Origin of the sequence: Thermoanaerobacter sp. X514 (genome assembly GCF_000019065.1) — a bacterium.
Classification (GTDB): Bacteria; Bacillota; Thermoanaerobacteria; order Thermoanaerobacterales; family Thermoanaerobacteraceae; genus Thermoanaerobacter; species Thermoanaerobacter pseudethanolicus.
The window spans coordinates 1,196,776-1,220,325 of record NC_010320.1; the positions used below are offsets into that span (position 1 = coordinate 1,196,776).

Here is a 23,550-nt window from a genome sequence, read left to right on the forward strand (position 1 = left end):
CCAGCCTTAGGTACAATCTCTACACTAGCTAACGGTATTAGAAACTTTTGTAAGTCTGCAAAAAGAACATTCTTCCGTTGTTGTGACATGGCCACAAGTTTTGCATTCCTTCAATTCAATATTTTCTACCTCTTTGAAATGTTTTTTGCCCTTTTCAAGGAAGCCAATCAAAAAACGCTGTTTTGTGCCAGGACTTTTTTCTTCCAGTTCATTTAATAATTCTTTATAAAGAATTGAACGAGCTCCAACTGAATAAGGACACTCTTCATGTAAAAATTCAATTTTGTTTAAAAGTACGTAATACATGTTTTCTTTTTCTGTTAAAGTATAAAGAGGTTTTACTTTTTTTATGAGTTTCGGGTGAGTTTGAGGTAAAACTGGTCCCTGTCTTGCAAGATAGCTTTCTCCCCAATTCAAAATATTGCCTAAAAGTGTTGCTGCTTCGTCATCTAAATTGTGACCTGTTGCAATAACTGAAAATCCATTGTCGTAAGCTACTTTGTTAAACAGGTATCTTTTAATTGTTCCACATACGGAACAGGGGCTTCGTTTTAAAGTCTTTGAAAGCTTGTATATATCAAGCCCGAATTCTTCTTTAATATTTTTTACAATGAGTGGAAGATTATTTTTCTTTGCAAAATTTTCAACCACCTCTTGAGACCTGTTTGAATACTCTCCAATTCCAAGATTTATATACATTGCGACAACGTTATAACCTTCCTTGACTAGAACGTCCCACAGAGCCATACTATCTTTGCCGCCAGATACTACCACTAAAACTCTATCGTCTTTTTTAAACATTTTATTTTTTTGAATGTTTTTTAAGACTTGGTTTCTATAATAATGTAAAAAACACTCAGCACAGAAGGCTGCATTATGCCTTTTTAGAGTGATAACTGCTTTTTTCTTACATCTTATGCACTTCAATTGGTAAAGCCTCCTTCTACTAACCTCCAGAAACTACTGATATTATTTCTACTACATCATCATCTTGAAGAATTTCGTCTGGAGTAACTATTTCTCCATTTTTTATAATGACATGTGATTCTAAATTTATATCCAACTCTTTCGCGAGTTTTTCAACATTTTTTGGAGCTTTTATTGTAATTTGATTGTTTTTTCCTACAAATATTACTGTCATTCTTGATACCCCCGTAGAAACCAAATTTCGAAAATTGTACGGTAAAATTATTTATAACACATTTGAATTATTCGGTCAAGAATTTTAAAAGGAAATAGAATGTTCAACAAATATTTTAGCTTGGAAGTTGTATTTTAGTTTTTGGATTAGAGATTGAAGTTCTTGAAAGGAAGCAAAAATTATTATATAATAAAGTATGAACAATTATTCATATATTAAAGCAAAGAGGAGATGGCCATGAAAAGAGAAGACAGCAAAATCCCAATCTGCGAAATTAGCGTAATACATGAAGATATTATAAATAAGGTAAAAGAAACTATGCCAGAGGAAACAAAATTGTATGACCTTGCAGAATTGTTTAAAGTATTAGGAGATACTACAAGGATAAAAATTCTTTATGCATTATTTGAATCAGAAATGTGTGTTTGTGATATTGCTGCACTTCTTGGCATGAGCCAGTCTGCAGTTTCTCATCAGCTTCGGATACTAAGGCAAAATAAGCTTGTTAAATTTAGAAAAGAAGGAAAAGTGGTTTATTATTCTTTGGCGGATGACCATGTAAAGAAAATATTTGAACAGGGTTTTGACCATATTAATGAATGAATCAGGAGAGGTGAATACTATGCAAAATAATAAAAGGGCCTTTGTTTTAGAGAGGTTTGGTTGTAGAAGTTGTGCCCTAGATGCAAAAGGAAATCCACTGAACGCAAATTGTGATTCTGATAGTTGTAAGCTTTCTTTTGATAATGATGACTCTAATAAAGTATACAGGAGAATCATTCAATATGGGATTTCTGCTATCTTGTTTACTGTTGCATTGATATTTAATTTATCTGTTTATGTTAAATTTACTTTATTTTTCATAAGCTATATAATCGTAGGTGGAGAAGTCATCTTAACAGCTGGTAAAAAGATTTTAAAAGGGCAGGTTTTTGATGAACATTTTCTTATGAGCATAGCGACAATTGGTGCTTTTGTTATTGGAGAGTATCCGGAAAGTGTAGCTGTAATGCTTTTTTACCAAATTGGGGAACTTCTGCAGGATATTGCTGTTGACCGTTCGAAAAGGTCTATTAAAGAGTTAATGAATATTCGTCCCGATTATGCTAACTTAAAAATTGGATATGAAATAAAGAGGGTTTCACCACAAGAAGTAAGACCGGGAGACGTCATCATAGTAAAGCCTGGTGAAAAAATACCACTTGATGGGAAGGTAATCGAAGGGGAATCGATGGTGGATACTTCTGCATTAACAGGAGAATCTGTTTTAAAAGAGGTTTATAAAGGCGCGGACGTTTTAAGTGGCTTTATAAATAAAAATGGACTTCTCACAATAGAAGTAACCAGAGAGTTTGCAGAATCAACTGTTTCAAAAATACTAGGACTTATTGAAGAGGCTAGCAGTAAGAAAGCTCCTACAGAAAAATTTATGACAAAGTTTGCCAAATATTACACTCCTATTGTTGTTTTTTTGGCATTGATTATTGCAGTAATTCCTCCTTTAATTATACCAGCAGCAACCTTCAAGGAATTTATATATAGAGCACTTATTTTTCTTGTAATATCGTGCCCCTGTGCACTGGTGTTATCGATTCCTTTAACCTTTTTTGCTGGTATAGGTGCTGCCTCAAAAAATGGCATCCTTGTAAAAGGAAGTAACTATTTGGAAGCGTTAAGCAATGTAGAAACTGTTGTATTTGATAAAACAGGTACCCTTACAAAAGGGGTATTTAAGTTAACGGAAATTAAACCTGTAAATGGTATAAGTAGGGATGCGCTTTTAGAATATACGGCATATGCCGAAAGTTTTTCAAACCATCCTATAGCAGAATCCATTTTAAAAGCCTATGGAAAAGAAGTAGACAGATCTAAAATAAAAAAGTATGAAGAAATTTCAGGAAATGGCGTAAGAGCAAATATAGATGGAAAAAAAGTCCTTGTAGGTAATGCTAAATTAATGAAGGCCGAAAATATTGATTGTGTTACCAGTGACTCAATAGGTACTATCATTCATGTAGCTATAGATAACAAATATTCTGGTTATATCGTCATATCCGATGAAGTAAAAGAAGATTCCTCAAGAGCCATAGAAGGCCTAAGAGAAATGGGCATTAAGAGGATTGTCATGCTTACGGGGGATAACAAAGCTATCAGCGATAAAATCGCTGCTTCATTAAGGATTGATGAAGTGTATTCAGAACTTTTTCCAAATGAGAAAGTTGGTATACTTGAGAAGTTATATGCTAACAATAAAAAGGGCAAACTCATATTTGTCGGTGATGGCATAAATGATGCACCGGTTTTAGCGAGAGCTGATGTGGGTGTTGCAATGGGTGGAATCGGGTCAGATGTTGCTATAGAAGCAGCCGATGTAGTTTTAATGACAGATGAACCTTCAAAACTGGTAACAGCGATAAAGATATCCAAAAAAACAAAATTAATAGTATGGGAAAATATCCTTCTTGCGCTGGGAGTAAAAATAGTAGTTTTAGCACTTGGTGCTTTAGGGGTTGCTACAATGTGGGAAGCTGTGTTCGCCGACGTAGGTGTTGCACTCCTTGCAGTCCTTAATTCTTTAAGATTGCTTAATAAAAAATAAAAATATTACTAACTTTTAAAAAAGGAGGATATGAATCATGGGTTTGTTTGGACCTAAGGGTGAGACTATCGTCATAAATGTTAAGGGGATGACATGCAACCATTGCAAAATGTCTGTTGAAAATGCACTAAAGAAGTTAAATGGGGTATATTTAAGCTTTGTTGACCTTGATAAAGGTAATGTTACGGTAACATATGACCCTGCTAAAGTTTCTGTCGATGATATGAAAAAAGCAATTATTGATACAGGATATGAAGTGTAATACCTATTAAAAAATTTAAAGTGTAAAGTAGGAGGATGTTTTGTGGAATTTGTGAAACATCGGTGTTAACTTTTCTAAATAATTTGCAACTGACTAAGGAAAAGATATGTTGGGCGGCTTGATACCGCCCATTCAGTTTGATAAGGAATAGCAATTTGGATGCGTAAATGCACCTATTGACATTGAGATAAGATTGTGATACCTTAAAAAGAGAAAATTTATAATTCTTATCGGAATACTCGGAATTAAGGTACAAGGAATAGGAGCTGGATTTATTCCTGACACATTAAATCTTGACATTATCGATGAAATTATAAAGGTAAGAGAGATACTAAGAAGTAAAAAATAATAGAGAGAGGCGATTTTTGTGGATAGAATTTATTTAGACAATGCTGCGACTACACCAGTTGATAAAAGGGTATTAGAGGCGATGTTACCATATTATAGTGATGTTTTTGGTAATCCATCTTCTCCGTATTCATATGGTCAAGAAGCGAAAAAAGCTATTGAAGAAGCGAGGGAAAAAGTAGCAAAAGCACTAGGGGCAGATTCTGAGGAAATATATTTTACCAGTGGAGGGTCTGAGTCAGATAATTGGGCATTAAAAGGTGTAGCATATGCGTTGAAAGAAAAAGGAAATCATATTATTACAACAGAAATTGAACATCATGCAGTGCTCCATACTTGCCGATATCTTGAAAAAGAAGGATTCAAAGTAACATATCTTCCAGTTGACGAATATGGACTTGTAAAACCTGAAGATTTAAAAAAGGCGATTACAGATAAAACAATCCTTGTTTCTATAATGTTTGCTAATAATGAGATAGGTACGATAGAGCCAATTGAGGAGCTTGTCAAAATAGCTCATGAGAAAAATGTATATTTTCATACTGATGCTGTGCAAGCAGTTGGAAATGTACCGATAGATGTAAAAAAATTAGATGTTGATTTGTTATCTTTGTCTGCTCATAAGATATATGGACCCAAAGGTGTAGGAGCATTATATATAAAAAAGGGTGTAAAGATTCATTCGCTTATACAAGGTGGAACACAGGAAAGGAATAGAAGAGCGGGCACTGAAAATGTTCCAGGAATAGTAGGACTGGGGGAAGCGATAGAGCTTATCACGAAAAATTTGGATTCTCATATAAATAAACTCAAATTTTTAAGAGATAAACTTATAAATGGAATATTAGAAAAAATACCATATGCGAGGTTAAACGGGCATCCAACAAAAAGGCTTCCAGGCAATGTTAATGTATCATTTGAATTTATAGATGGCGAATCCCTTATTTTAAACTTAGATATGGCAGGAATATGTGCTTCAAGTGGTTCAGCATGCACTTCTGGTTCACTTGAGCCATCTCATGTGCTTCTGGCAATTGGGCTTTCTCGCGAATTAGCTCGAGGGTCATTAAGACTTACAATAGGTAAAGAAAACACGGAAGAAGATATAGATAAGGTTTTAGAAGTACTTCCACAAATTGTTAAAAGATTAAGGTCAATATCACAGATTGTATGAGAGAATCTACAAGTATTTCGGTAATATGTCAAGAGGGTGGTAAAAAAAATTCAAAAAAAATTTAATAAAATAACCTAAAAAAAGGGTATAGCAAAGCTAACCATCACGCAATAAGCTAATGGAAATTAATGTAAAATATGGTTATGGGGTAATATGTTAACTTATACAATCATCTCCTTTCATTATTGGGGATTTATAAAGTTTTTCTTCGCGCAGCAGAGCGAAGACTAACCTTACAGTTTTACGTGCAGTCAATACAAGAGCACGTTTATGCTTGTGAGTTTTGCTTTCTTTAAATTTGCGGGCATAGTATTGTGAGAACTCAGGTAAATACTTCCTGAGCTGGTCAGCTGCTTGAATAAAATAATATCTGAGATACTCATTACCAGTACGCTTGAGATATGTGTCCTCCGCTTTAAAATCAGCAGACTGGTACTCTGACCAATAAAGGCCGGAAAACTTTGCAAGGGCATTATCATTATCAAACCTTGAAATTCCGCCTATCTCAGATATTAAGCCGGCTGCGATGGTTGGGCCAATACCTTTTACTGATGTAAGACAAAGAAATTCATTGTTAAATCCTTTTACCTCATTAATAATGGCTTTTTCTACAGCTTTCTTCTGCTTTTCAAGGGACTGTAGATTGTCAAAGCAAGACTTGATAACAAAGTTTAAAGAATCATCTACAGTAGCATTAATTCTATAAGACTTGCGAACAGCCTCTTGAAGCAATTTAGCTGTAGCTTCTGGATCATCAAAGCGATCTTTACTCTTATCAACCAAAAAGCCGGCAAGTTCATCAAGCGGTCGAGCCGCAATATCATCAAGGGTGAAAAACTCATTAAATATTTCAGTAGCAGTTGCTCCAAAATTATTACTAAAGACTTTATTTTGGCACAAACCGCTAAACTTAAGGAACAAATTGCTGAGTAAATAATTTTTTTCTCTAACAATACTATTAACAATGTGAAAGCGATGGCGAGTAAGCCTCTGGAGAGCAAGATATCTAAAATCTACAGAACAAGATTTAGGGAGTCTACCGAATCTCAGTTTTTCGGCAATAGCAAAGGCATCAATCCAGTCATTTTTAGGTAAATTGCCGAGAGACTTTTTAAAAGCATTAATAATATTTGCATTAAAAGTAGTAATAGAAGGTTGATAAGGCTTAAGAGCAGAATGATCAGCCAAATAATACTGAAGATGCCAGCCATAGACTGAGGTAGATTCCAAACCAATAAAGACCTTTTGAATATTGTATTTATTACAACACTCCAAGATACGTGATACTATAACATCACAACCATGAGGGTTATTTTCTACAGAAAAACGGGAGGAAGCATCATTACCCTCCTGGTCGAGAATATGAACCTTGACATCATTCAGGCTTACATCCATACCAACAAAAAGCTTATTCAAGATTGTTACACCTCCTTTCAAAAGTGATAAAGTAAGTAAAAGTTAATTTGAGATAACCCTAGCAACCAGATTATGTAGCAACCTCGCAATTAGCTCTTAATATATAAGCCTGAATCCTCTGCTGCCAGGGGCTTATATATGACAAAGCAGATTTCGCGTAAGAAAAGGCAAATCTGGTGTAGGGACCACACTTAAAAGAGCGGTCAAGCCGCATGGAGGACGAAAGCCTGTCCCACATTAACTTTACAGTATAATAATGCTACAAGTTATCTCAAAAGTAAATAATAAGGCCGAAAAAAGATGAGACGGCCGCGCCATGAATCCTGCATATTGCGCAATATTACGGATTCATGGCAATAGATAAGATTTTAGACAAGATGAGAATATTAAAGATTTCCAGTTATAAATGCACTTTATTAAATTTTTAAGAAGTGAGACAAATTTATTGTCTTTAAAATTAATTATACGAGGAGGAGAACATCTGCAGAAAGCAGGAAAAATCACGACAATAGTGCTTGATAAGACTGGGACGATAACAAAAGGAGAACCGGAAGTTACAGACATAGTAGCTTTTGGAGATTTTACCGAGGATGAGATACTAAAAATAGCGGGAATTGCAGAAAAAAATTCTGAGCACCCATTGGGACAAGCAATCGTTAATAAAGCAAAAGAAAAATTCAAAATATTGGAAGACCCTGAGAAATTTGAGGCTATACCAGGCTACGGTATATGCATTATGATAAATGAAAAAGAGTTTTATATTGGCAATAGAAGGCTCATGGACAAACAAAATATTGATGTAACATCAATTGAAGATAAAGTCACAGAACTAGAATCACAAGGTAAAACAGCAATGATATTGGCATCTCGCGACAGCGTTTATGGCATTATAGCTGTTGCAGATACCGTAAAGAGTGACTCGGCAAAAGCTATTAAAGAGTTACACGCTATGGGTATTGAAGTATACATGATTACAGGAGATAATAAAAGGACTGCTGAGGCAATAGCAAAACAAGTTGGTATAAAAAATGTGCTGGCAGAAGTATTGCCAGAACATAAGGCTGAAGAGGTTATGAAACTTCAAAAAATGGGAAAAGTAGTTGCAATGGTGGGAGACGGTATTAATGATGCTCCTGCTTTAGCTACAGCGGATGTTGGCATAGCGATAGGTACAGGTACAGATGTGGCGATAGAAACCTCGGATATAACGTTGATAAGTGGTAATCTTATGGGTATTGTGACCGCCATAAAATTAAGCAAAGCTACCATGAGAAATATATATCAAAATTTATTCTGGGCTTTTGTATACAATACAATCGGCATACCATTTGCCGCAATGGGCCTTTTAACTCCAGCTATAGCAGGAGGGGCAATGGCATTTAGCTCAGTATCAGTTGTATCAAATGCCTTGAGATTGAGAAGATTTAGGGAATGAGTTTGGAATTGTCCAAACTCATTCTTTCGCTTATTTCTGTTGCTACTTCAGTCATATGACTGATTGGGTTTAATGCTTTGTTTGAGATGATTATTCCTCCTAAAATTGCAATTGCAATTAAAATTGGAATCATAATAGTTTAATGGATCATCCGGTTATGAGTTATGAGATTATAAATAAGATGAAGGTTATGGAAAATATCGCAAAGATAATTCGTCATCATCACGAAAGATATGATGGCAAAGGTTATTCCGATGGATTAAAAGGAAAAGAGATACCTTTAGGTTCACGAATAATAGCTGTGGCTGACAGTTTTGATGCCATGACTTCTAAAAGGCCTTACAGAGATTCATTTACAATGGCTCAAGCTATTGAAGAATTGAAAAAAATGCGGGAAAACAGTTTGACCCCAAAGTTGTTGATGGATTTATATCTGTTATAGAAAATTTGGGCATTGATTTTTAAGATTTTTTAATTTGTTTTTAATGAAAATCTAATTTTCCTTTAAGACTTCACCTCTATAATATTTCGTGAGGTGAAGAAACATGAATTTGACACTTTTTCACATGATAAATGGCTTAGCAGGCCATAATATTTTTTTGGACAAGATTATGACTTTTATTGCTGTGTATTCTCCAATTTTGTATGGGATGCTTATGTTGGTTCAGTGGTTTATAGGCGGTGATAAGGGTAAAAAGACTTCTATGAATGCCTTTTTTGCAGCTATTATTGCATTGGGGTTAAAATTTAATAATTTCTACCGTCTATTTTGAACCCAGACCTTTTGTGCATCACAAAGTCAATCTTTTGGTAAAACATCCTGCAGATGCTTCTTTCCCAAGTGACCATGCGTCAGGAGACTCGGCTTTATCTTTTACAGAGCTTATGTATGACAAAAGTATTGGCAGTATAATGATGGTTTTAACTCTATTACTTTTATTTGCAAGAATATATGTGGGAGTACATTATCCACTGGATGTCATAGCAGGCTTTATAATAGGATTTATAAGCAGTAAAATTTTAAGAGGACTTGAAGGAATACTTAGTCCTGTTGAAGGGTATATTATAAAAATATGGCATAAAATATTTGCATAAACACAGGAAAAGTCCTGTGTTTTTTATGCTATAATAATAACAACAACTTATGAGGAGGGCGGGAATGTGAAAGCAATAAATGGAGGAATAGATGAAAAACTTTTTGAAGAACTTTTAAAAATAAATAGGAGTACTAATTTTCATCAATTAATAGGGGTGCATGTAGCAGAATTAGGGAAGGGTTATGCTGTTACAAAAATGAAAATTGAAGAAAAACACTTAAATCCTCTTGGCATTGCTCACGGAGGCGTGCTTTTTTCTTTGATGGATATTACAATGGGTATGGCAGCAAGGACAGTAGGTAAACAGGTGATAACTATTGAGATGAATATAAATTACCTTTCGCCAGTGAAAGTGGGAGAAAAAGTGAAAGCGACAGGTAAAATAGTTCATGCGGGGAGTAAAACTACTGTGGCAGTTTGTGAAGCCTATGCTGAAGATGGGAGGCTTTTAGCTGTGGCAAGAGAAACTTTTTTCAATATGTAATACATTATGTTTAAGAATTGTTTTTATGGTATAATTTTGGTAAGAATAAACATATAAAGGGGTGTTTTTTATGAATTTTGACAGTTTTTTGTATAACACAAGGCCATTTTTAAATTACCTTTTTGATTTTTATAGCAACCTAGAAGAAAAAAGTTTAAGCAGTGTGATATACAATGCTGGTGGAGAGGATAAGGTTTCAGTTTTGGTTGTAGATATGCTAAACGGTTTTTGTAAAAGCGGTCCATTAGCTAGTCCAAGAGTGGCAGGCATAATAGAACCTATAAAGAATTTATTAAAGGCCTGCTACAGAATGGGGATAAAAAATGTGTTCTTTTTAAATGACGCTCATCCTTCAGATGCAGTTGAATTTGGAGAATTTCCACCTCACTGTGTAAAAGGCACTTTTGAGAGTGAAATTGTTGACGAATTAAAAGAAATAATTGAAGGAGAACCTGTGATTGTGGAGAAAAATTCGTTGAATGTGTTTTTTGGAGGGGAATTAGAAGGCGGGAATGAGTTTTTAAAGAAAGTTGTTGAAATGATAAAGGAAGGAAAATCTACTTTTATCGTTGTAGGAGATTGTACTGATTTATGCGTTTACCAGACGGCTATGTCTATAAAAATGATTGCAAATGCCAATAATCTTAAAGTAAATGTAATTGTACCGGAAAATTGCGTTGAAACCTATGATACATCTGTAAAAACTGCTCAATCCCTCAAAATAATGCCTCATGATGGCAATTTGATACATACCATGTTTTTGTATCACATGAAATTAAACGGTATAGAAGTTGTAAAAGAGCTGTTGGAGGAGTAATAAAATTCCATATTGACTTTAGGAAATTTTAGTATATAATATTAATAGAGATATTAGGACGGATGTCCGAATTAATTTTGAAAGGGGTTATATATATGACAAGTTTGCTTGAAAAATCTATCAATTTTGGTTTGGGATTATTTGCATTATCGCGAGAGAAAATAGAAAAAGTAGTAGAAGAACTTGTAGATAGAGGAGAAGTTGCAAGAGAAGATGCACAAAAAATGGTAAAAGACTTGGTAAAAAAAGGTGAAGAACAGAAGGAAGAATTGAGAAAAATGATTAAAGACGCAGTTGCTGAAACGTTAGATTACATGAACATCGCCAAAAAGGAGGACATTGTTAGTAAAGAAGATATAAGAAATATTGTTCGTGAAGAAATTAAAAAAGTGCTGGAGGAAATGCAAAACACAAAGAAATAAGTAACTATAAAATTTTGATGACAGGTGTGAAATAATGCAACATTTAAGAAGATACAGAGAAATAGTGTTTGTATTTATCAAATATGGGTTTGGTGCTATAATTGACAATATTGGCATTCTAAAACATATTAATGTAAGAAGAAAAATCTTGAAGCAAACAAATGATGAAAATATTGCGAAACTTTCCCGTGGAGAAAGATTAAGACTTGCTCTTGAAGAATTAGGACCTACTTTTATAAAAATGGGGCAGATTTTAAGTACCAGGCCTGACATTTTGCCAAAGGATGTTATAAAAGAATTGGAAAAATTACAGGACAAAGTTCCTGCTTTTTCTTTTGATGAGGTGAAATCAGTTATACAAAATGAATTTGGCGAAAGTTTGGAGGAAGCCTATGCTGAATTTGAGCCTACTCCTTTAGCGGCTGCTTCTATAGCACAAGTTCATATGGCTTTGTTGTGGTCAGGCAAAACTGTTGTTGTCAAAGTTCAAAGGCCAGGGATAGAAAAAATCATAGCCCAAGATATGAGGATATTAGAAGATATTGCCAAATTTGTTGATAATCATACAAAATATGGCAAACTATATAATTTTACAAAAATGGTAGAAGACTTCAAAAAGAGATTGGAAGAGGAATTAGATTTTAGAATAGAGGGGGAAAACGCAGAAAAGTTCAAAAAGAATTTTTTAAAAGACAAAAAAGTCAAAATTCCTTCTATAATCTGGACCCATACGACAAGACGTGTATTGACGATGGAATACATTGATGGCATTCCGTTAAATGATTTTAATGCAATTGATGAGGCTGGATTAGACCGCGGTGCAATTGCAAGAAACCTTGCAAAATCTGTATTGAATCAGATTTTAAGGGATGGTTTTTTTCATGGAGACCCTCATCCGGGAAATATTATGGTGCTAGGGGATGGGACAATAGCATTTTTAGATTTTGGAATGGTAGGTAGCTTAAGCCCAGAAAGAAAAAGGCAGTTTTCTAAAATGTTGTTGGGGATTGTTTACAAAAATAGCAGGATGATTACTGAAAGCATTATAGATTTAAATGCTGTGACTCTAAATGTCAATATGAAAAAGCTAGAAAAAGACATAAATAATTTGCGAGATAGATATGTTGAAATACCATTAGAAAAGCTCAAAGTTGGGGAAGTCCTCAATGGGATATTTGACCTTGTATTTTCGTATAATATTGTAATTCCCAATGAATTTAATATGCTGGCTAAAAGCCTTATAACGTTAGAGGGAATAGTAGAAAAGTTAGATCCTAAAATTAGCGTTTTAGAAGTGGCAAAACCAATTGCAAAGCAGTTGATACCTAAAATGTTTTCTACTCAACATATGAAAGAAGAGATAATAAATGCCACAATGGATTATAGCAGATTGATAAAAGAGTTGCCATCATTTTTATTGAATTTTTTAAGGAAAACAGAAGAAGAAAATTATGCTGTAGAATTGAAAATAAGAGACTTTGAAAATTTAGAGAAACGCGTTGATAAGGTATTTAATCGACTTTCCACCAGTATTATACTTTTGGCTTTAAGTATTGTTATTGCAGGGATTTTAATAGGGTCAGGAATTAGTGCTAATGCTGGTGCAGAATTGTATGAGCTTAATGGGATAATTTTAAAGATTGGTTTAGCGATAGCTTTTGTCATGGTATTAGGTTTAGCAATTTCTATTTTCCGATCTGGGTGGCTTTAATAAATAAACTTCAAAAGGGGAAATCCAAGATGGAAGAAAGAAACCAATCACAAAGAATATTAAATGCTGCATATAAATGCATTTCAACTAAAGGCTATGCTAATGTTTCGTTAAGAGATATTGCAGAGGAAGCTGGTGTTGTATTAAGCCAATTGCATTATTATTTTGGTAGTAAGGAAGGGCTTTTTACAGAGGTAATAAAGATGATGATAGATAAATATTTAGAAGAAATAAATGAAGCTTTGAGTATTGGAGAAACTGCAAAGGATAAGATGCTATCCTTAGTGAAATTTTTTAAAGACCTGTTAAGTAATAATCCGGGACTTTTTAAACTGTTGTACGATTTTACAGGTTTAGCCATGTGGTCCTCTTCTTTTAACAGTTTATTAAAGGATTTATTTAATGATTTATCTAAAATGATTGAGGAAAAAATTTTAAGTAATAGTGCTTTAGGAGACAATTTTAAAAGTTATTCTCCACGAGCAGTAGCGAGAATGATACTTGGTGCAATGTTTGGTACGGGAATTCAAGTGATTTTAGATTCTAATGAAAATGAAATTTTGGATGCGTTAAATGCCATACAAATTATTTTTGAGTAAAATGGTGATGGAAAATGAGACCAAAAGTAGGACTTATACTAGGTGGTGGAGCAGCAAGAGGATATGCGCACTTAGGTATACTAAAAAGATTTGAAGAAGAAAATATTCCTATTGACTTTATAATAGGCATAAGTATGGGAGCGATAATAGGAGCAATCTATGCTTCAGGACATAATGTAGACAAACTTATAAGTGATGCAAAAAAGATTAATATGTTAAAATTTTTAAACTTATTGGATTTTAAAACATCACAAACTGGTTTGGTAAAAGGCGAAAAAATAGAAAAATATTTGCAGGTCTATATAAAAGAAAGATTTGAAGAGCTTAATATCCCTCTATATATTGTGGCTACGGATATTCACACAGGAAAAGAAGTAGTATTCTCAGAAGGAGACTTGATAAAAGCTATAAGAGCAAGTATTTCTATTCCTGTCATTTTTGAACCTGTGGAATACAATGGAACCAAGTTAGTTGATGGGTCAATTATTGATTTTGACGCAGTAGGATTAGCAGCTAAATTGGGTGCAGACATAATTATAGAATGTGATGTGAGCTCTAGCATAGATATGGGAGTTTTTGAAAAAACCTTTTATTCTTTAGCTAATAGTGATAAGTTGCTGCCTCTAAAAAAATATTTCAATTTAAAAAGGACAGCGCCTGAAATTATATCCATTACAGCTACAACTATGAAGTTATTAAAAGACAGTTCTAACAAAAATTCTGAAAAAACAGAGAGGGGTAAAAGAGTCTATACAATAAAACCTAATGTTAATAATATTCGCTGGTATAGGTTTGACCAGGCGGGAAAATGCATAAATATGGGATTTGAAGCTGCCGATTCTATTGTTTGGAGAATAAAGAGAGAACTGGAAGTATAGAATAAACAACTCCCATTGATGTGAAAAAAGGAATGGAAAATACTTTTATAACTTTAAAAATCATATTGAACACCTCATATAATTATATGCTCTAGGTTTTAGCAAAAAACATAGAAAAACGGATATTTTTTTTGCTAAAGGGAGAAATACTGAATAAATATAAGGAAAAATTCAAAATATTAGAAGATATGAGGTAATTTCAAGCTATATCCGATTTCTTCCCCTGTGGTATAATAAAAATTGAAATGGAAATCAAAATTTTAAGATTATTTAATGCACAAATCAAAAGCTGCTTATACTGGAATAAATTTAATTACAGGAGGTGTGTTGGACACGCCAGAGAAGGAACAGATGGCAGTCTGTGACTCTGCAGCCCACTAATTCATTGGCGATGCAGTTCATAGTGTAAGCAGCTAATTAAGAGGTGATTGCTGTGGAATGCCCAAATTGCAAAAGTACGAATGTGGGCAAAATAGGGAATAACCTGTATTTTTGCAGGGATTGCAATTGCGAGATAAAGATAAAAAAGTGCACAGCTGTTGTGAGCATGTATGATTCGGAAGGTTGCATAAGCAAGAGATTTAAAGTTTGTTACAATGCATAAAGGAGGGGTAGTCCCCTCTATTTATTTTGTGAAAAAAAAGTGATATTATAAAATTGCATATAAAGTTTCATTTTGGAATGAAAACAATATATTATTGATAGACTATAGATGGAGTAGTTAAACTTTAAATTTTGAGGAGTGGTAGAGTGATTGAGATAGTTGACAAATTGAAGGATATCCTTAGAGAAGGGAAATTGTATTTAAACGAGCCCATGAAAAGACACACTTCTTTTAAAATAGGTGGACCTGCAGATGTGTTAGTTGTACCAAATAATCGTAAAGAATTATTGGAAGTCATATTTTTGTTGAAAGGAGAAAACATTCCTTTTTTTATACTAGGAAATGGTACTAATTTATTGGTAAGTGAAAAGGGCATTAGAGGAGTTGTAATAAAATTATCCTCTTTAAGGAATGTAATGGTAGAAGGTAATAGCATAATTGCTGAAGCGGGAGCCCCTCTTTCCTATATTGCCAATGTGGCACTTGTACATGAACTTGCGGGATTTGAATTTGCTAGCGGGATTCCTGGCACTTTAGGTGGAGCAATAGTGATGAACGCAGGAGCTTATGGGCCTGAAATGAAGGACGTGGTAGAAAAGGTAGAGGTTTTAGATGAAAAAGGCAATATATTGATTTTATCAAACGAAGAAATGAATTTTTCCTATAGACACAGCATTATTCAAGAAAAGGATTGGATTGTTTTAAGAGCATGGCTTAGTTTAACAAAGGGGAAATACGAAGAAATAAAAAGCAAAATGGAGGAACTAAATGCAAAAAGAAAGGAAAAACAGCCTTTAGAGTATCCCAGTGCCGGAAGTACTTTTAAAAGGCCACCTGGATATTATGCTGGAAAATTGATTGAGGAGGCAGGACTTAAAGGTTATTCAATTGGAGGGGCTAAAGTTTCTGAAAAGCATTCGGGATTTATTATAAATACTGGCAATGCAACTTTTTACGATGTTTTAAATTTGATTGAGCATATACAAAAAGTAGTAAAAGAAAAGTTTGGAGTGGAACTTGTACCAGAAATAAAAATAGTAGGAGAGAAATAGGTGATTAGACAAATGAGAATTTTTGCTGATTATCACACCCATACGGTATACAGCCATGGCAAAGGTACAATAGAGGATAATGTGAAAAGGGCAATAGAAATTGGACTTGAGGTAATTGCGATTACTGACCATGGACCAGCTCATGTATTTTATGGTTTAAGAAAAAGGGATTTTAAAAAAATGAGGGAGGAAATAGATAAGATTAATGAAAAATATCCTCAAATTAAAGTGCTGATGGGAGTAGAAGCTAATTTAATCAGCTTAGAAGGAGATATTGATGTTCCAGATGAACTTATGAAATATTTAGATATTTTGCTTATGGGATATCATGAAGGAGTTATGCCTAAAGACTTTAGAAGTACTTTACAGCTTTTTGGTAAGAACATGGCAAGTAAATATTTTATTTCCTTGCGGGAAGAGATGAGAGAAAAAAATACTCAAGCGATGATTAATGCTATAAAAAAGTACAAAATTGACATAATAACACACCCCGGAGCAAAAGTAGACATTGATACACAAAAGCTTGCAAAGGCAGCAAAAGAGAAAGGAACGGCTCTTGAGATTAATTCTAGTCATGGTTATATGACAGTTGAATATGTAAAGATAGCCAAAAAAGAGGGGTGCAAATTTGTAATAAACAGCGATGCCCATACGCCTCATAAAGTAGGAGACTTTAAAAGGGGAATAGAAATAGCAAAAGAGGCGGGACTAACAGAAGAAGATATAATAAACGCAAAGAGGTGATATTTATGAGGTTTGTCATAATAACAGGGCTTTCTGGCGCTGGAAAAACACAGGCATTAAAAGCGATGGAGGATATGGGCTTTTTTTGTATAGATAATTTTCCACCTGCTCTTCTTCCAAAACTTGCTGACCTTTTTTATCACTCAAAAAATGTTGATAAGGTAGCCCTTGGTATGGATTTAAGAGGTGGCCAGTTTTTTGAGGACATCTATTCTAGCCTTGAGTTTTTGAAAAAAAACAACTACGATTACGAAATAGTTTTTTTGGAAGCTTCTGACGAGGTTTTGATAAAGAGGTTTAAAGAAACCAGAAGAAAACATCCTCTCTCTGAGGAAGGTAGAATAGTTGATGGAATAAATGAGGAAAGAAAGAGACTTGCAGAAATAAGGAAAATTGCCAATAGCATAATAGATACTTCTAATTTAACTTCTTCCCAGTTAAAAGAGGAATTGTCTAATATCTTTTTAAAAGGGAAAAAGTTTAAAGGAATCATAATAGATATTATGTCTTTTGGATATAAATATGGAATACCTCTTGATGCTGACCTTGTATTTGATGTGAGGTTTTTGCCTAATCCTTTTTATATTGAAGAGTTAAGACCTTTAACAGGAAATGATGATAAGGTAAAAGAGTACGTGATGAAGTGGGAGGAAGCAAAGGAGTTTTTAAAAAAATTAGGGGACATGATTAAATTTTTAATCCCGTATTATATAAGAGAAGGTAAATCTCAACTTGTTATAGCTATTGGATGCACAGGAGGAAAGCATAGGTCTGTTACTATTGCAAATGCCCTTTATGAGTTTCTAAAAAAAGAAGATTATTCTGTTATTTTGCACCATAGAGATATAGGAGAGGAGTAATATGATTATGAAAAATAATTCTAAAGGAGGACCTCGTATTGTTGCTATTGGTGGAGGTACAGGGCTTTCTACTATGTTGAGGGGGTTAAAATTTTATACAACTAATATTACTGCGGTAGTTACAGTAGCAGATGATGGCGGTGGCTCGGGAATCCTAAGACAGGATTTAGGGATACTGCCGCCTGGAGATATACGAAATTGTATACTGGCTTTAGCAAATACAGAGCCTACAATGGAACAACTTTTGCAGTACAGGTTTACTGAGGGAATGTTAAAAGGACAAAATTTTGGGAATTTGTTTTTGGCAGCCATGATAGGTATTTCTAAAAATTTTGAAGAAGCTGTAAAAAAGATGAGTGATGTGCTTGCTGTATCTGGAAAAGTTATTCCTGTAACTCTTAATGATGTAAGGCTTGTAGCAGAGCTGGAAAACGGGACTATTATTAAAGGGGAATCGCAAATTCCTGTTGTACAACAAAAAGAAAACAGCAAGATAAAGAGGATATATATTGAACCTTCTCATGCAGCGCCTTTTGAAGAAGTGTTAGTGGATATATTAAATGCTGATGCCATTATATTGGGTCCTGGAAGTTTATATACAAGTGTAATACCTAATCTTTTGGTAGATGGAATGTGTGATGCTATTGAAACCTCCAAAGCGGTTAAAATTTATGTATGTAATATCATGACACAGCCAGGAGAGACTTTGGGTTATACTGCTTGTGACCATGTGAAGGCTCTTTTTGAACATGGGCTTAAATCTATAGATTACATTATTGTCAACAATGGCGAAATTCCTCATGATTATATGGAGCGCTATATAAAAGACATGTCACAACCTGTTGAATACGATAAAAATCAGTTAGAAAGAATGGGAATTAAAGTAGTAGAAGAAAATTTAGTAGCTTTAAAAAAGGAATTTATAAGGCATAATGAGCAAAAGCTTGCAGAAGTGATTATAAGCCTATTAGTATAAATGCAAAATTTTAGTCTATGTTGTACAAAAAAATATATTGACATTTGTTGAAATAAGATATACAATATTATTAAAAGCAAGCGCAAGCGATTGCAATGAAATTGCAATTGGGCGCGCTTTTTAAAAATACGTTTCGAGAAAGCGATTGCTGTAACATATTGGCAATTACTTGTAAGGGGGAAAGTGATGAGAAAAAATGTAAAGCTATTTGCGGTGATAATTTTAGTCTTTTCTTTATTGCTGACCAGTTGTGGTGTTAAAGATACCACTTCTAGTAATGTTCCTGAGTCGGATGTAATATATCAGGTTATGATAGATAGGTTTTACAATGGGGATAAGTCCAACGATGACCCGGAAGTAAGCAAAGGTATGTTTGACCCAACACATACTAATTGGAGAATGTATTGGGGCGGAGATTTAAAGGGACTGACAGAAAAAATTCCATATATAAAAGGGATGGGAGTAACAGCTATTTGGATTTCTCCTGTTGTAGACAACATCAACAAACCGGCAATATATAATGGCGAAATAAATGCACCTTATCACGGATATTGGGCAAGGGACTTTAAAAGAGTAGAAGAACATTTTGGTACATGGGAGGACTTTGACAATTTTGTAAAGACTGCTCATGCTAATGGGATAAAAGTTATACTAGATTTTGCTCCAAATCATACGAGTCCTGCAGATGAAAACAATCCTGACTTTGCTGAAAACGGTGCACTTTATGGCGATGGGAAATTATTGGGAACTTATAGCAATGATCTTAATAAGCTTTTTCATCACAACGGCACTATTACAAATTGGAACAATTTAAAGGACTTGCAAGATAAAAATTTGTTTGACTTAGCGGACCTTGATCAAAATAATCCTATTGTTGACAAATATTTAAAGGATTCTATCAAGTTATGGTTTAGTCATGGAATTGATGGGATAAGGCTAGATGCAGCAAAGCATATGCCTATGGAATGGGTAAAAAGTTTTGCTGATACCATATACGGCGTTAAAAAAGATGCTATTCTTTTTGGCGAGTGGATGTTAAACAGTCCCACTGATCCTTTGTACGGTTATAATATTCAATTTGCCAATATGAGTGGTTTTTCTGTATTGGATTTTATGCTCAACAATGCGATAAAGGATGTTTTTGAAAAAGGCTATGGCTTTGACAGGTTGAATGATACTATTGAAGAGACAAATAAAGATTATGATAATCCTTATAAGTTGGTTACTTTTGTGGACAATCATGATATGCCGAGGTTTTTATCAGTAAATGATGATAAGGACAAACTCCATGAAGCGATTGCATTTATAATGACATCTCGTGGGATTCCAGCGATATATTATGGCACAGAGCAATATTTGCATGATGATACCAATGGCGGATATGACCCTTACAATAGGCCAATGATGGAAAAGTTTGATGAGAATACTAAGGCTTATGTTTTAATTAGAGAACTATCAAACTTGCGTAAGGCTACACCGGCATTACAGTATGGTAAGACTGTAGCAAAGTATGTTAGTGATGATGTTTATATCTATGAAAGGCAATATGGCAAAGATATAGTTGTAGTTGCAATAAATAAAGGAGAGGAGACTACTATAAAAAATATAGAGACTTCTCTTCGAAAAGGCAAATACAGTGATTATTTAAAGGGTTTATTAGAAGGAGTTAATTTAAAAGTTGAAAGAGGAAATGGTGAAAACAACATTTTAAGTATAACTTTACCTAAAGACAGTGTAAGCATATGGACAAATGTAAAAGTGAAATAAGATTTTGGGTTTTTCCCAAAATTATAATAAAATTAAAAATTAAGAGGAGGATTTGTATGAAGAAGTACACAAAAATAATTGCATTGCTGACTGTGATGGTATTCGTTTTGTCAGCTGCTTTAACAGGTTGTGGTGGCAGCAAGACAAGCGAAAATACTTCATCAGGTCAGACAGAACAAAAGAAAGAGCCTGTAGAATTAATAGTATGGTCCCACTTAACAGATCCTGAAATAGCAAAGGTTCAAGAGATTGCAAATAAGTGGGCAGAGCAAACTGGCAACAAAGTAAAAGTTTTGGCAGACCAGAGTGACTTCCAAGCTTTCTCAACAGCTGCTCAAAGTGGTAAGGGCCCAGACATCATGTTTGGTTTACCACACGATAACTTGGGTACTTTCCAAAAGGCAGGACTTTTAGCTGAAGTACCAGACGGAGTTATAAACAAAGACGACTATGTTCCAATGAGCATAAGTGCTGTATCTTACGATGGAAAAATGTATGCTGTACCAATTTCAATGGAGACTTATGCACTTTTCTACAATACAGATAAAGTTCCAACACCACCAGCAACACTTGATGATTTAATTAAGCTGGGCAAAGAAGTAGGATTCCAATACGATGTAAATAACTTCTATTTTAGCTTTGCCTTTATATCTGCTTATGGCGGTTATGTGTTCAAGGATACAGGCGGTGGACTTGATCCAAACGATATAGGATTGAATAACGATGGTGCAAAGAAAGGCTTAGAACTTATAAAAGACTTTGTGACAAAGTATAAATTCATGCCTGCAGATATAAATGGAGATATGGCAAAAGGTAACTTCCAAAGTGGAAAGACTGGTTTGTATATAAGTGGTCCATGGGATGTGGATGGCTTCAAGAAAGCTAATGTTCCATTCAAAGTTGCTCCACTACCACAGGTTGATGGTAAACCAATGCCTTCCTTTGCAGGTGTGCAAGCTGCTTTTGTAAGTGCAAATTCAAAACATCAACAAGAAGCATGGGATTTAATGAAGTATCTTGCTGAAAATACAGGATTGCCATTATTTGAAACAGGTAACAGGATACCAGCTCTTAAATCCCTCTTAGACAATCCAGAAGTTAAGAATAATGAGATTTTGAATGCATTTGCTGAGCAAGCTACACATGCTATTCCAATGCCTAATATACCGCAAATGGCAGCAGTCTGGACTCCTGCAGGCAATGCATTACAGCTTATTACATCTGGAAAAGTTCCGGTTGACAAAGCTGCTGACGATATGGTGAATCAAATCAAGCAAGGCATTGCAACACAGCAATAACAAAAAGGGGCTTTTAGCCCCTTTTTTTAGAGAAGGAGGTTGCTAGATGAAAACAAACAAAACTATGCGGGATAAATTAAGACCTTATGCTTATTTGTCTCCTGCTATACTATCTATGACTGTATTAAGTTTTGCCCCTATTTTGTATACTATTTATATTGCTTTTACAAACTTTAATTTATATCATTTTAAAAATTATCAATTTGTAGGATTTAAAAATTTTGTTGATATACTTGCCGGCCCTTTCAAAGTAGTTTTTGCTCCTGTATTTGTGTGGACAGTTATTTTTGCTCTTTCAGCTACATTATTGAGTTATATTATCGGTCTTCTTTTAGCAGTTATTTTGAATAACAAAAATATGTGGGAAACAAATTTATATAGAGCAATATTGATTATTCCATGGGGACTTCCTGGCACAATTGCCGCACTTACCTGGACAGGACTTTTAAATCAGCAGTATGGGGGTATAAATCTGATACTGCAAAAGTTGCACCTTCCCATGATACCATGGCTTCTTGATCCTTTTTGGGCAAGAGTTGCGATTATAATTGTCAGTGTGTGGATGGGTTATCCTTTTATGATGAATGCCTCATTAGGAGCTTTGCAGGCTATTCCACCTGAACTTTATGAAGTTGCAGATATTGATGGTGCTACATGGTTTCAAAAGTTTAGGATGATAACAGTACCAATGTTGACATCTTCTACTTTGCCACTTATTATTTCATCTTTTGCTTATAATTTCAACAATTTTGGCGCAGCGTTTTTAATTACAGGAGGAGGGCCTCCAAGGACAGATACTTCTTTTGCAGGTCATACTGATTTGCTTGTAAGTTCAGCTTATAAAATGACAATGCAGTTTAATAGGTATGACTTGGCGGCAGCTTTGTCTATAATTATATTTTTGATAATTGGCACATTGAGCCTTATCAATATGAAGATGACTCGTGCTTTCGAGGAGGTGGATTAAGGTGGAATATGCAAGTGTTAAAATTGGTGACAAAAAAACGACTAAAAAGATTTATTATAGGGAAAAATTAAAACCTCATGAAAAAGTATCTCTATGGATTAGCCGACTTATTATATGGGCTGTAATTGCAATAATGATGTTTCCTGTAGCTTGGGTAGTAGGAGCGTCTATGGCGCCTGGAGATGCCTTTTTCTCCGGTTCAATTTTTCCGCAACATATGACATTTCAAAATTATAAGGATGTGCTTGTTAAGACTAATTTTTTACTTTGGGTAAAAAATAGTATGATTTTAAGCGTTGGTGTAGCAACTATTCAATTATTTTTGACTGCTACGTCAGCTTATGCTTTCAGTAGAATGAAGTTTGCTGGAAGAAAAAATGGCTTAAAGACTCTCTTAATACTTCAGATGTTTCCTACGTTTATGGCATTACCTGCTATATTTGGTATAATGGCAAAATTAAACCTTCTGGATAATCTCTATGCCCTTATGCTGGTCATGGCAGGTAGCAGCGCTTTTAGTATATGGCTTTTAAAAGGCTATATTGATAGTCTTCCAAAAGAGTTGGACGAAGCTGCTTTAGTTGATGGAGCTACTCATTGGCAAATTTTCACGAAAATAATTCTTCCTTTGGCGACTCCCATGCTTGTAGTTATATTCTTATTTAGCTTTATGGGAGTATACAGTGAATTTATTTTGTCCAGTGCGGTACTAAAGTCACCTGAAAATTACACAATAGCGTTAGGGCTTCAAAGGTTTATTCAAAACCAATTTTCGGCCCACTGGACTCAATTTGCGGCAGCCTCTGTTATGGCATCTTTGCCTCTTGTAATACTCTTTATGGTATTGCAGAGGTATTTGCAAGCTGGTCTTGCAGCAGGTGCAGTAAAAGGATAAAAAA

24 protein-coding genes and 1 pseudogene are annotated in these 23,550 nt (G+C 34.5%); 22 read left to right on the forward strand and 3 right to left on the reverse strand.

Features of this window, described 5'->3' with window-relative positions:
- Positions 1–24: 24 nt before the first annotated feature.
- Positions 25–927 (reverse strand): ATP-binding protein, encoded by a 903-nt coding sequence (locus TETH514_RS05875; RefSeq protein WP_009053044.1) that lies wholly within the window; start codon positions 925–927, stop codon positions 25–27.
- 19 nt (positions 928–946) lie between these two features.
- Positions 947–1,141 (reverse strand): MoaD/ThiS family protein, encoded by a 195-nt coding sequence (locus TETH514_RS05880; protein WP_009053043.1) that lies wholly within the window; start codon positions 1,139–1,141, stop codon positions 947–949.
- 237 nt (positions 1,142–1,378) lie between these two features.
- Here TETH514_RS05880 and TETH514_RS05885 point away from each other — a divergent pair, with 237 nt between their 5' ends.
- From TETH514_RS05885 to nifS, 4 genes are all read left to right on the forward strand, one after another.
- A complete protein-coding gene (locus tag TETH514_RS05885; protein ID WP_009053042.1) occupies positions 1,379–1,744 on the forward strand; it encodes a helix-turn-helix transcriptional regulator in 366 nt (121 codons plus the stop codon).
- Between the two features lie 19 nt (positions 1,745–1,763).
- Entirely contained in the window at positions 1,764–3,740 is a 1,977-nt protein-coding gene (locus TETH514_RS05890) for a heavy metal translocating P-type ATPase (RefSeq protein ID WP_012268662.1), read from the forward strand.
- Between the two features lie 37 nt (positions 3,741–3,777).
- Positions 3,778–4,002 (forward strand): copper chaperone CopZ, encoded by a 225-nt coding sequence (copZ, locus tag TETH514_RS05895; protein ID WP_009052959.1) that lies wholly within the window; start codon positions 3,778–3,780, stop codon positions 4,000–4,002.
- A 367-nt stretch (positions 4,003–4,369) separates the two neighbouring features.
- Positions 4,370–5,524 carry a cysteine desulfurase NifS gene (gene nifS / locus TETH514_RS05900; protein ID WP_009052958.1) on the forward strand — a complete coding sequence of 385 codons (1,155 nt, stop codon included), beginning with the start codon at positions 4,370–4,372 and terminating at the stop codon, positions 5,522–5,524.
- 156 nt (positions 5,525–5,680) lie between these two features.
- Here nifS and TETH514_RS05905 read toward each other — a convergent pair whose 3' ends face one another.
- Positions 5,681–6,919, reverse strand: a complete 1,239-nt coding sequence (locus TETH514_RS05905; protein ID WP_172632708.1) for an IS110 family transposase — start codon at positions 6,917–6,919, stop codon at positions 5,681–5,683.
- Between the two features lie 478 nt (positions 6,920–7,397).
- Between TETH514_RS05905 and TETH514_RS05910 the strand changes: the two are divergent.
- From TETH514_RS05910 to TETH514_RS05990, 18 genes and pseudogenes are all read left to right on the forward strand, one after another.
- Positions 7,398–8,375: pseudogene (locus TETH514_RS05910) on the forward strand (heavy metal translocating P-type ATPase); the annotation flags it as partial.
- A gap of 157 nt (positions 8,376–8,532) precedes the next feature.
- Positions 8,533–8,817 (forward strand): HD-GYP domain-containing protein, encoded by a 285-nt coding sequence (locus TETH514_RS05915; RefSeq protein ID WP_232195917.1) that lies wholly within the window; start codon positions 8,533–8,535, stop codon positions 8,815–8,817.
- Between the two features lie 103 nt (positions 8,818–8,920).
- Positions 8,921–9,148, forward strand: a complete 228-nt coding sequence (locus TETH514_RS12885; RefSeq protein WP_232195919.1) for a hypothetical protein — start codon at positions 8,921–8,923, stop codon at positions 9,146–9,148.
- Positions 9,149–9,182: 34 nt separating this feature from the next.
- Positions 9,183–9,470 carry a phosphatase PAP2 family protein gene (locus tag TETH514_RS12890; protein WP_232195921.1) on the forward strand — a complete coding sequence of 96 codons (288 nt, stop codon included), beginning with the start codon at positions 9,183–9,185 and terminating at the stop codon, positions 9,468–9,470.
- A 66-nt stretch (positions 9,471–9,536) separates the two neighbouring features.
- Positions 9,537–9,956 (forward strand): PaaI family thioesterase, encoded by a 420-nt coding sequence (locus tag TETH514_RS05925; RefSeq protein WP_009052955.1) that lies wholly within the window; start codon positions 9,537–9,539, stop codon positions 9,954–9,956.
- A gap of 70 nt (positions 9,957–10,026) precedes the next feature.
- Complete coding sequence (locus TETH514_RS05930) at positions 10,027–10,773, forward strand: cysteine hydrolase family protein (RefSeq protein ID WP_009052954.1); 747 nt, start codon at positions 10,027–10,029, stop codon at positions 10,771–10,773.
- A 62-nt stretch (positions 10,774–10,835) separates the two neighbouring features.
- On the forward strand, positions 10,836–11,195 hold the full coding sequence (locus TETH514_RS05935) for a phasin family protein (RefSeq protein WP_009052953.1): 360 nt from the start codon (positions 10,836–10,838) through the stop codon (positions 11,193–11,195).
- A 34-nt stretch (positions 11,196–11,229) separates the two neighbouring features.
- Positions 11,230–12,906, forward strand: a complete 1,677-nt coding sequence (gene ubiB, locus TETH514_RS05940) for a 2-polyprenylphenol 6-hydroxylase (RefSeq protein ID WP_009052952.1) — start codon at positions 11,230–11,232, stop codon at positions 12,904–12,906.
- Between the two features lie 29 nt (positions 12,907–12,935).
- Positions 12,936–13,505, forward strand: coding sequence for a TetR/AcrR family transcriptional regulator (locus tag TETH514_RS05945; protein ID WP_009052951.1), 570 nt, complete (start codon positions 12,936–12,938; stop codon positions 13,503–13,505).
- Positions 13,506–13,519: 14 nt separating this feature from the next.
- A complete protein-coding gene (locus TETH514_RS05950; protein WP_003868725.1) occupies positions 13,520–14,383 on the forward strand; it encodes a patatin-like phospholipase family protein in 864 nt (287 codons plus the stop codon).
- Positions 14,384–15,133: 750 nt separating this feature from the next.
- Complete coding sequence (gene murB / locus TETH514_RS05955; RefSeq protein ID WP_009052950.1) at positions 15,134–16,039, forward strand: UDP-N-acetylmuramate dehydrogenase; 906 nt, start codon at positions 15,134–15,136, stop codon at positions 16,037–16,039.
- A 12-nt stretch (positions 16,040–16,051) separates the two neighbouring features.
- On the forward strand, positions 16,052–16,783 hold the full coding sequence (locus TETH514_RS05960; protein ID WP_012268667.1) for a PHP domain-containing protein: 732 nt from the start codon (positions 16,052–16,054) through the stop codon (positions 16,781–16,783).
- A gap of 5 nt (positions 16,784–16,788) precedes the next feature.
- Positions 16,789–17,643, forward strand: a complete 855-nt coding sequence (gene rapZ, locus TETH514_RS05965; RefSeq protein WP_003870534.1) for an RNase adapter RapZ — start codon at positions 16,789–16,791, stop codon at positions 17,641–17,643.
- A 1-nt stretch (position 17,644) separates the two neighbouring features.
- On the forward strand, positions 17,645–18,619 hold the full coding sequence (yvcK, locus tag TETH514_RS05970; protein ID WP_003868730.1) for a YvcK family protein: 975 nt from the start codon (positions 17,645–17,647) through the stop codon (positions 18,617–18,619).
- Positions 18,620–18,805: 186 nt separating this feature from the next.
- A complete protein-coding gene (locus tag TETH514_RS05975) occupies positions 18,806–20,386 on the forward strand; it encodes an alpha-amylase family glycosyl hydrolase (protein ID WP_009052947.1) in 1,581 nt (526 codons plus the stop codon).
- A 56-nt stretch (positions 20,387–20,442) separates the two neighbouring features.
- Entirely contained in the window at positions 20,443–21,684 is a 1,242-nt protein-coding gene (locus TETH514_RS05980; RefSeq protein ID WP_009052946.1) for a maltose ABC transporter substrate-binding protein, read from the forward strand.
- Positions 21,685–21,730: 46 nt separating this feature from the next.
- A complete protein-coding gene (locus tag TETH514_RS05985) occupies positions 21,731–22,651 on the forward strand; it encodes a carbohydrate ABC transporter permease (RefSeq protein ID WP_003868311.1) in 921 nt (306 codons plus the stop codon).
- A gap of 1 nt (position 22,652) precedes the next feature.
- Positions 22,653–23,546 carry a sugar ABC transporter permease gene (locus tag TETH514_RS05990; RefSeq protein ID WP_003868312.1) on the forward strand — a complete coding sequence of 298 codons (894 nt, stop codon included), beginning with the start codon at positions 22,653–22,655 and terminating at the stop codon, positions 23,544–23,546.
- The last annotated feature ends 4 nt before the right edge of the window (positions 23,547–23,550 follow it).

Bases quoted from the DNA above. Each gene is read 5' to 3' on its own strand.
- TETH514_RS05935 (WP_009052953.1), top strand. From the start codon at position 10,836: ATGTCCGAATTAATTTTGAAAGGGGTTATATATATGACAAGTTTGCTT.
- TETH514_RS05905 (WP_172632708.1), bottom strand. From the start codon at position 6,919: ATGGATGTAAGCCTGAATGATGTCAAGGTTCATATTCTCGACCAGGAG.
- TETH514_RS05885 (WP_009053042.1), top strand. From the start codon at position 1,379: ATGAAAAGAGAAGACAGCAAAATCCCAATCTGCGAAATTAGCGTAATA.
- yvcK (WP_003868730.1), top strand. From the start codon at position 17,645: ATGATTATGAAAAATAATTCTAAAGGAGGACCTCGTATTGTTGCTATT.
- rapZ (WP_003870534.1), top strand. From the start codon at position 16,789: ATGAGGTTTGTCATAATAACAGGGCTTTCTGGCGCTGGAAAAACACAG.
- TETH514_RS12885 (WP_232195919.1), top strand. From the start codon at position 8,921: ATGAATTTGACACTTTTTCACATGATAAATGGCTTAGCAGGCCATAAT.
- TETH514_RS05985 (WP_003868311.1), top strand. From the start codon at position 21,731: ATGAAAACAAACAAAACTATGCGGGATAAATTAAGACCTTATGCTTAT.
- TETH514_RS05890 (WP_012268662.1), top strand. From the start codon at position 1,764: ATGCAAAATAATAAAAGGGCCTTTGTTTTAGAGAGGTTTGGTTGTAGA.
- TETH514_RS05975 (WP_009052947.1), top strand. From the start codon at position 18,806: ATGAGAAAAAATGTAAAGCTATTTGCGGTGATAATTTTAGTCTTTTCT.
- TETH514_RS05945 (WP_009052951.1), top strand. From the start codon at position 12,936: ATGGAAGAAAGAAACCAATCACAAAGAATATTAAATGCTGCATATAAA.
- TETH514_RS05915 (WP_232195917.1), top strand. From the start codon at position 8,533: ATGAGTTATGAGATTATAAATAAGATGAAGGTTATGGAAAATATCGCA.
- TETH514_RS05960 (WP_012268667.1), top strand. From the start codon at position 16,052: ATGAGAATTTTTGCTGATTATCACACCCATACGGTATACAGCCATGGC.
- TETH514_RS05950 (WP_003868725.1), top strand. From the start codon at position 13,520: ATGAGACCAAAAGTAGGACTTATACTAGGTGGTGGAGCAGCAAGAGGA.
- TETH514_RS05980 (WP_009052946.1), top strand. From the start codon at position 20,443: ATGAAGAAGTACACAAAAATAATTGCATTGCTGACTGTGATGGTATTC.
- TETH514_RS05880 (WP_009053043.1), bottom strand. From the start codon at position 1,141: ATGACAGTAATATTTGTAGGAAAAAACAATCAAATTACAATAAAAGCT.
- TETH514_RS05930 (WP_009052954.1), top strand. From the start codon at position 10,027: ATGAATTTTGACAGTTTTTTGTATAACACAAGGCCATTTTTAAATTAC.
- copZ (WP_009052959.1), top strand. From the start codon at position 3,778: ATGGGTTTGTTTGGACCTAAGGGTGAGACTATCGTCATAAATGTTAAG.
- ubiB (WP_009052952.1), top strand. From the start codon at position 11,230: ATGCAACATTTAAGAAGATACAGAGAAATAGTGTTTGTATTTATCAAA.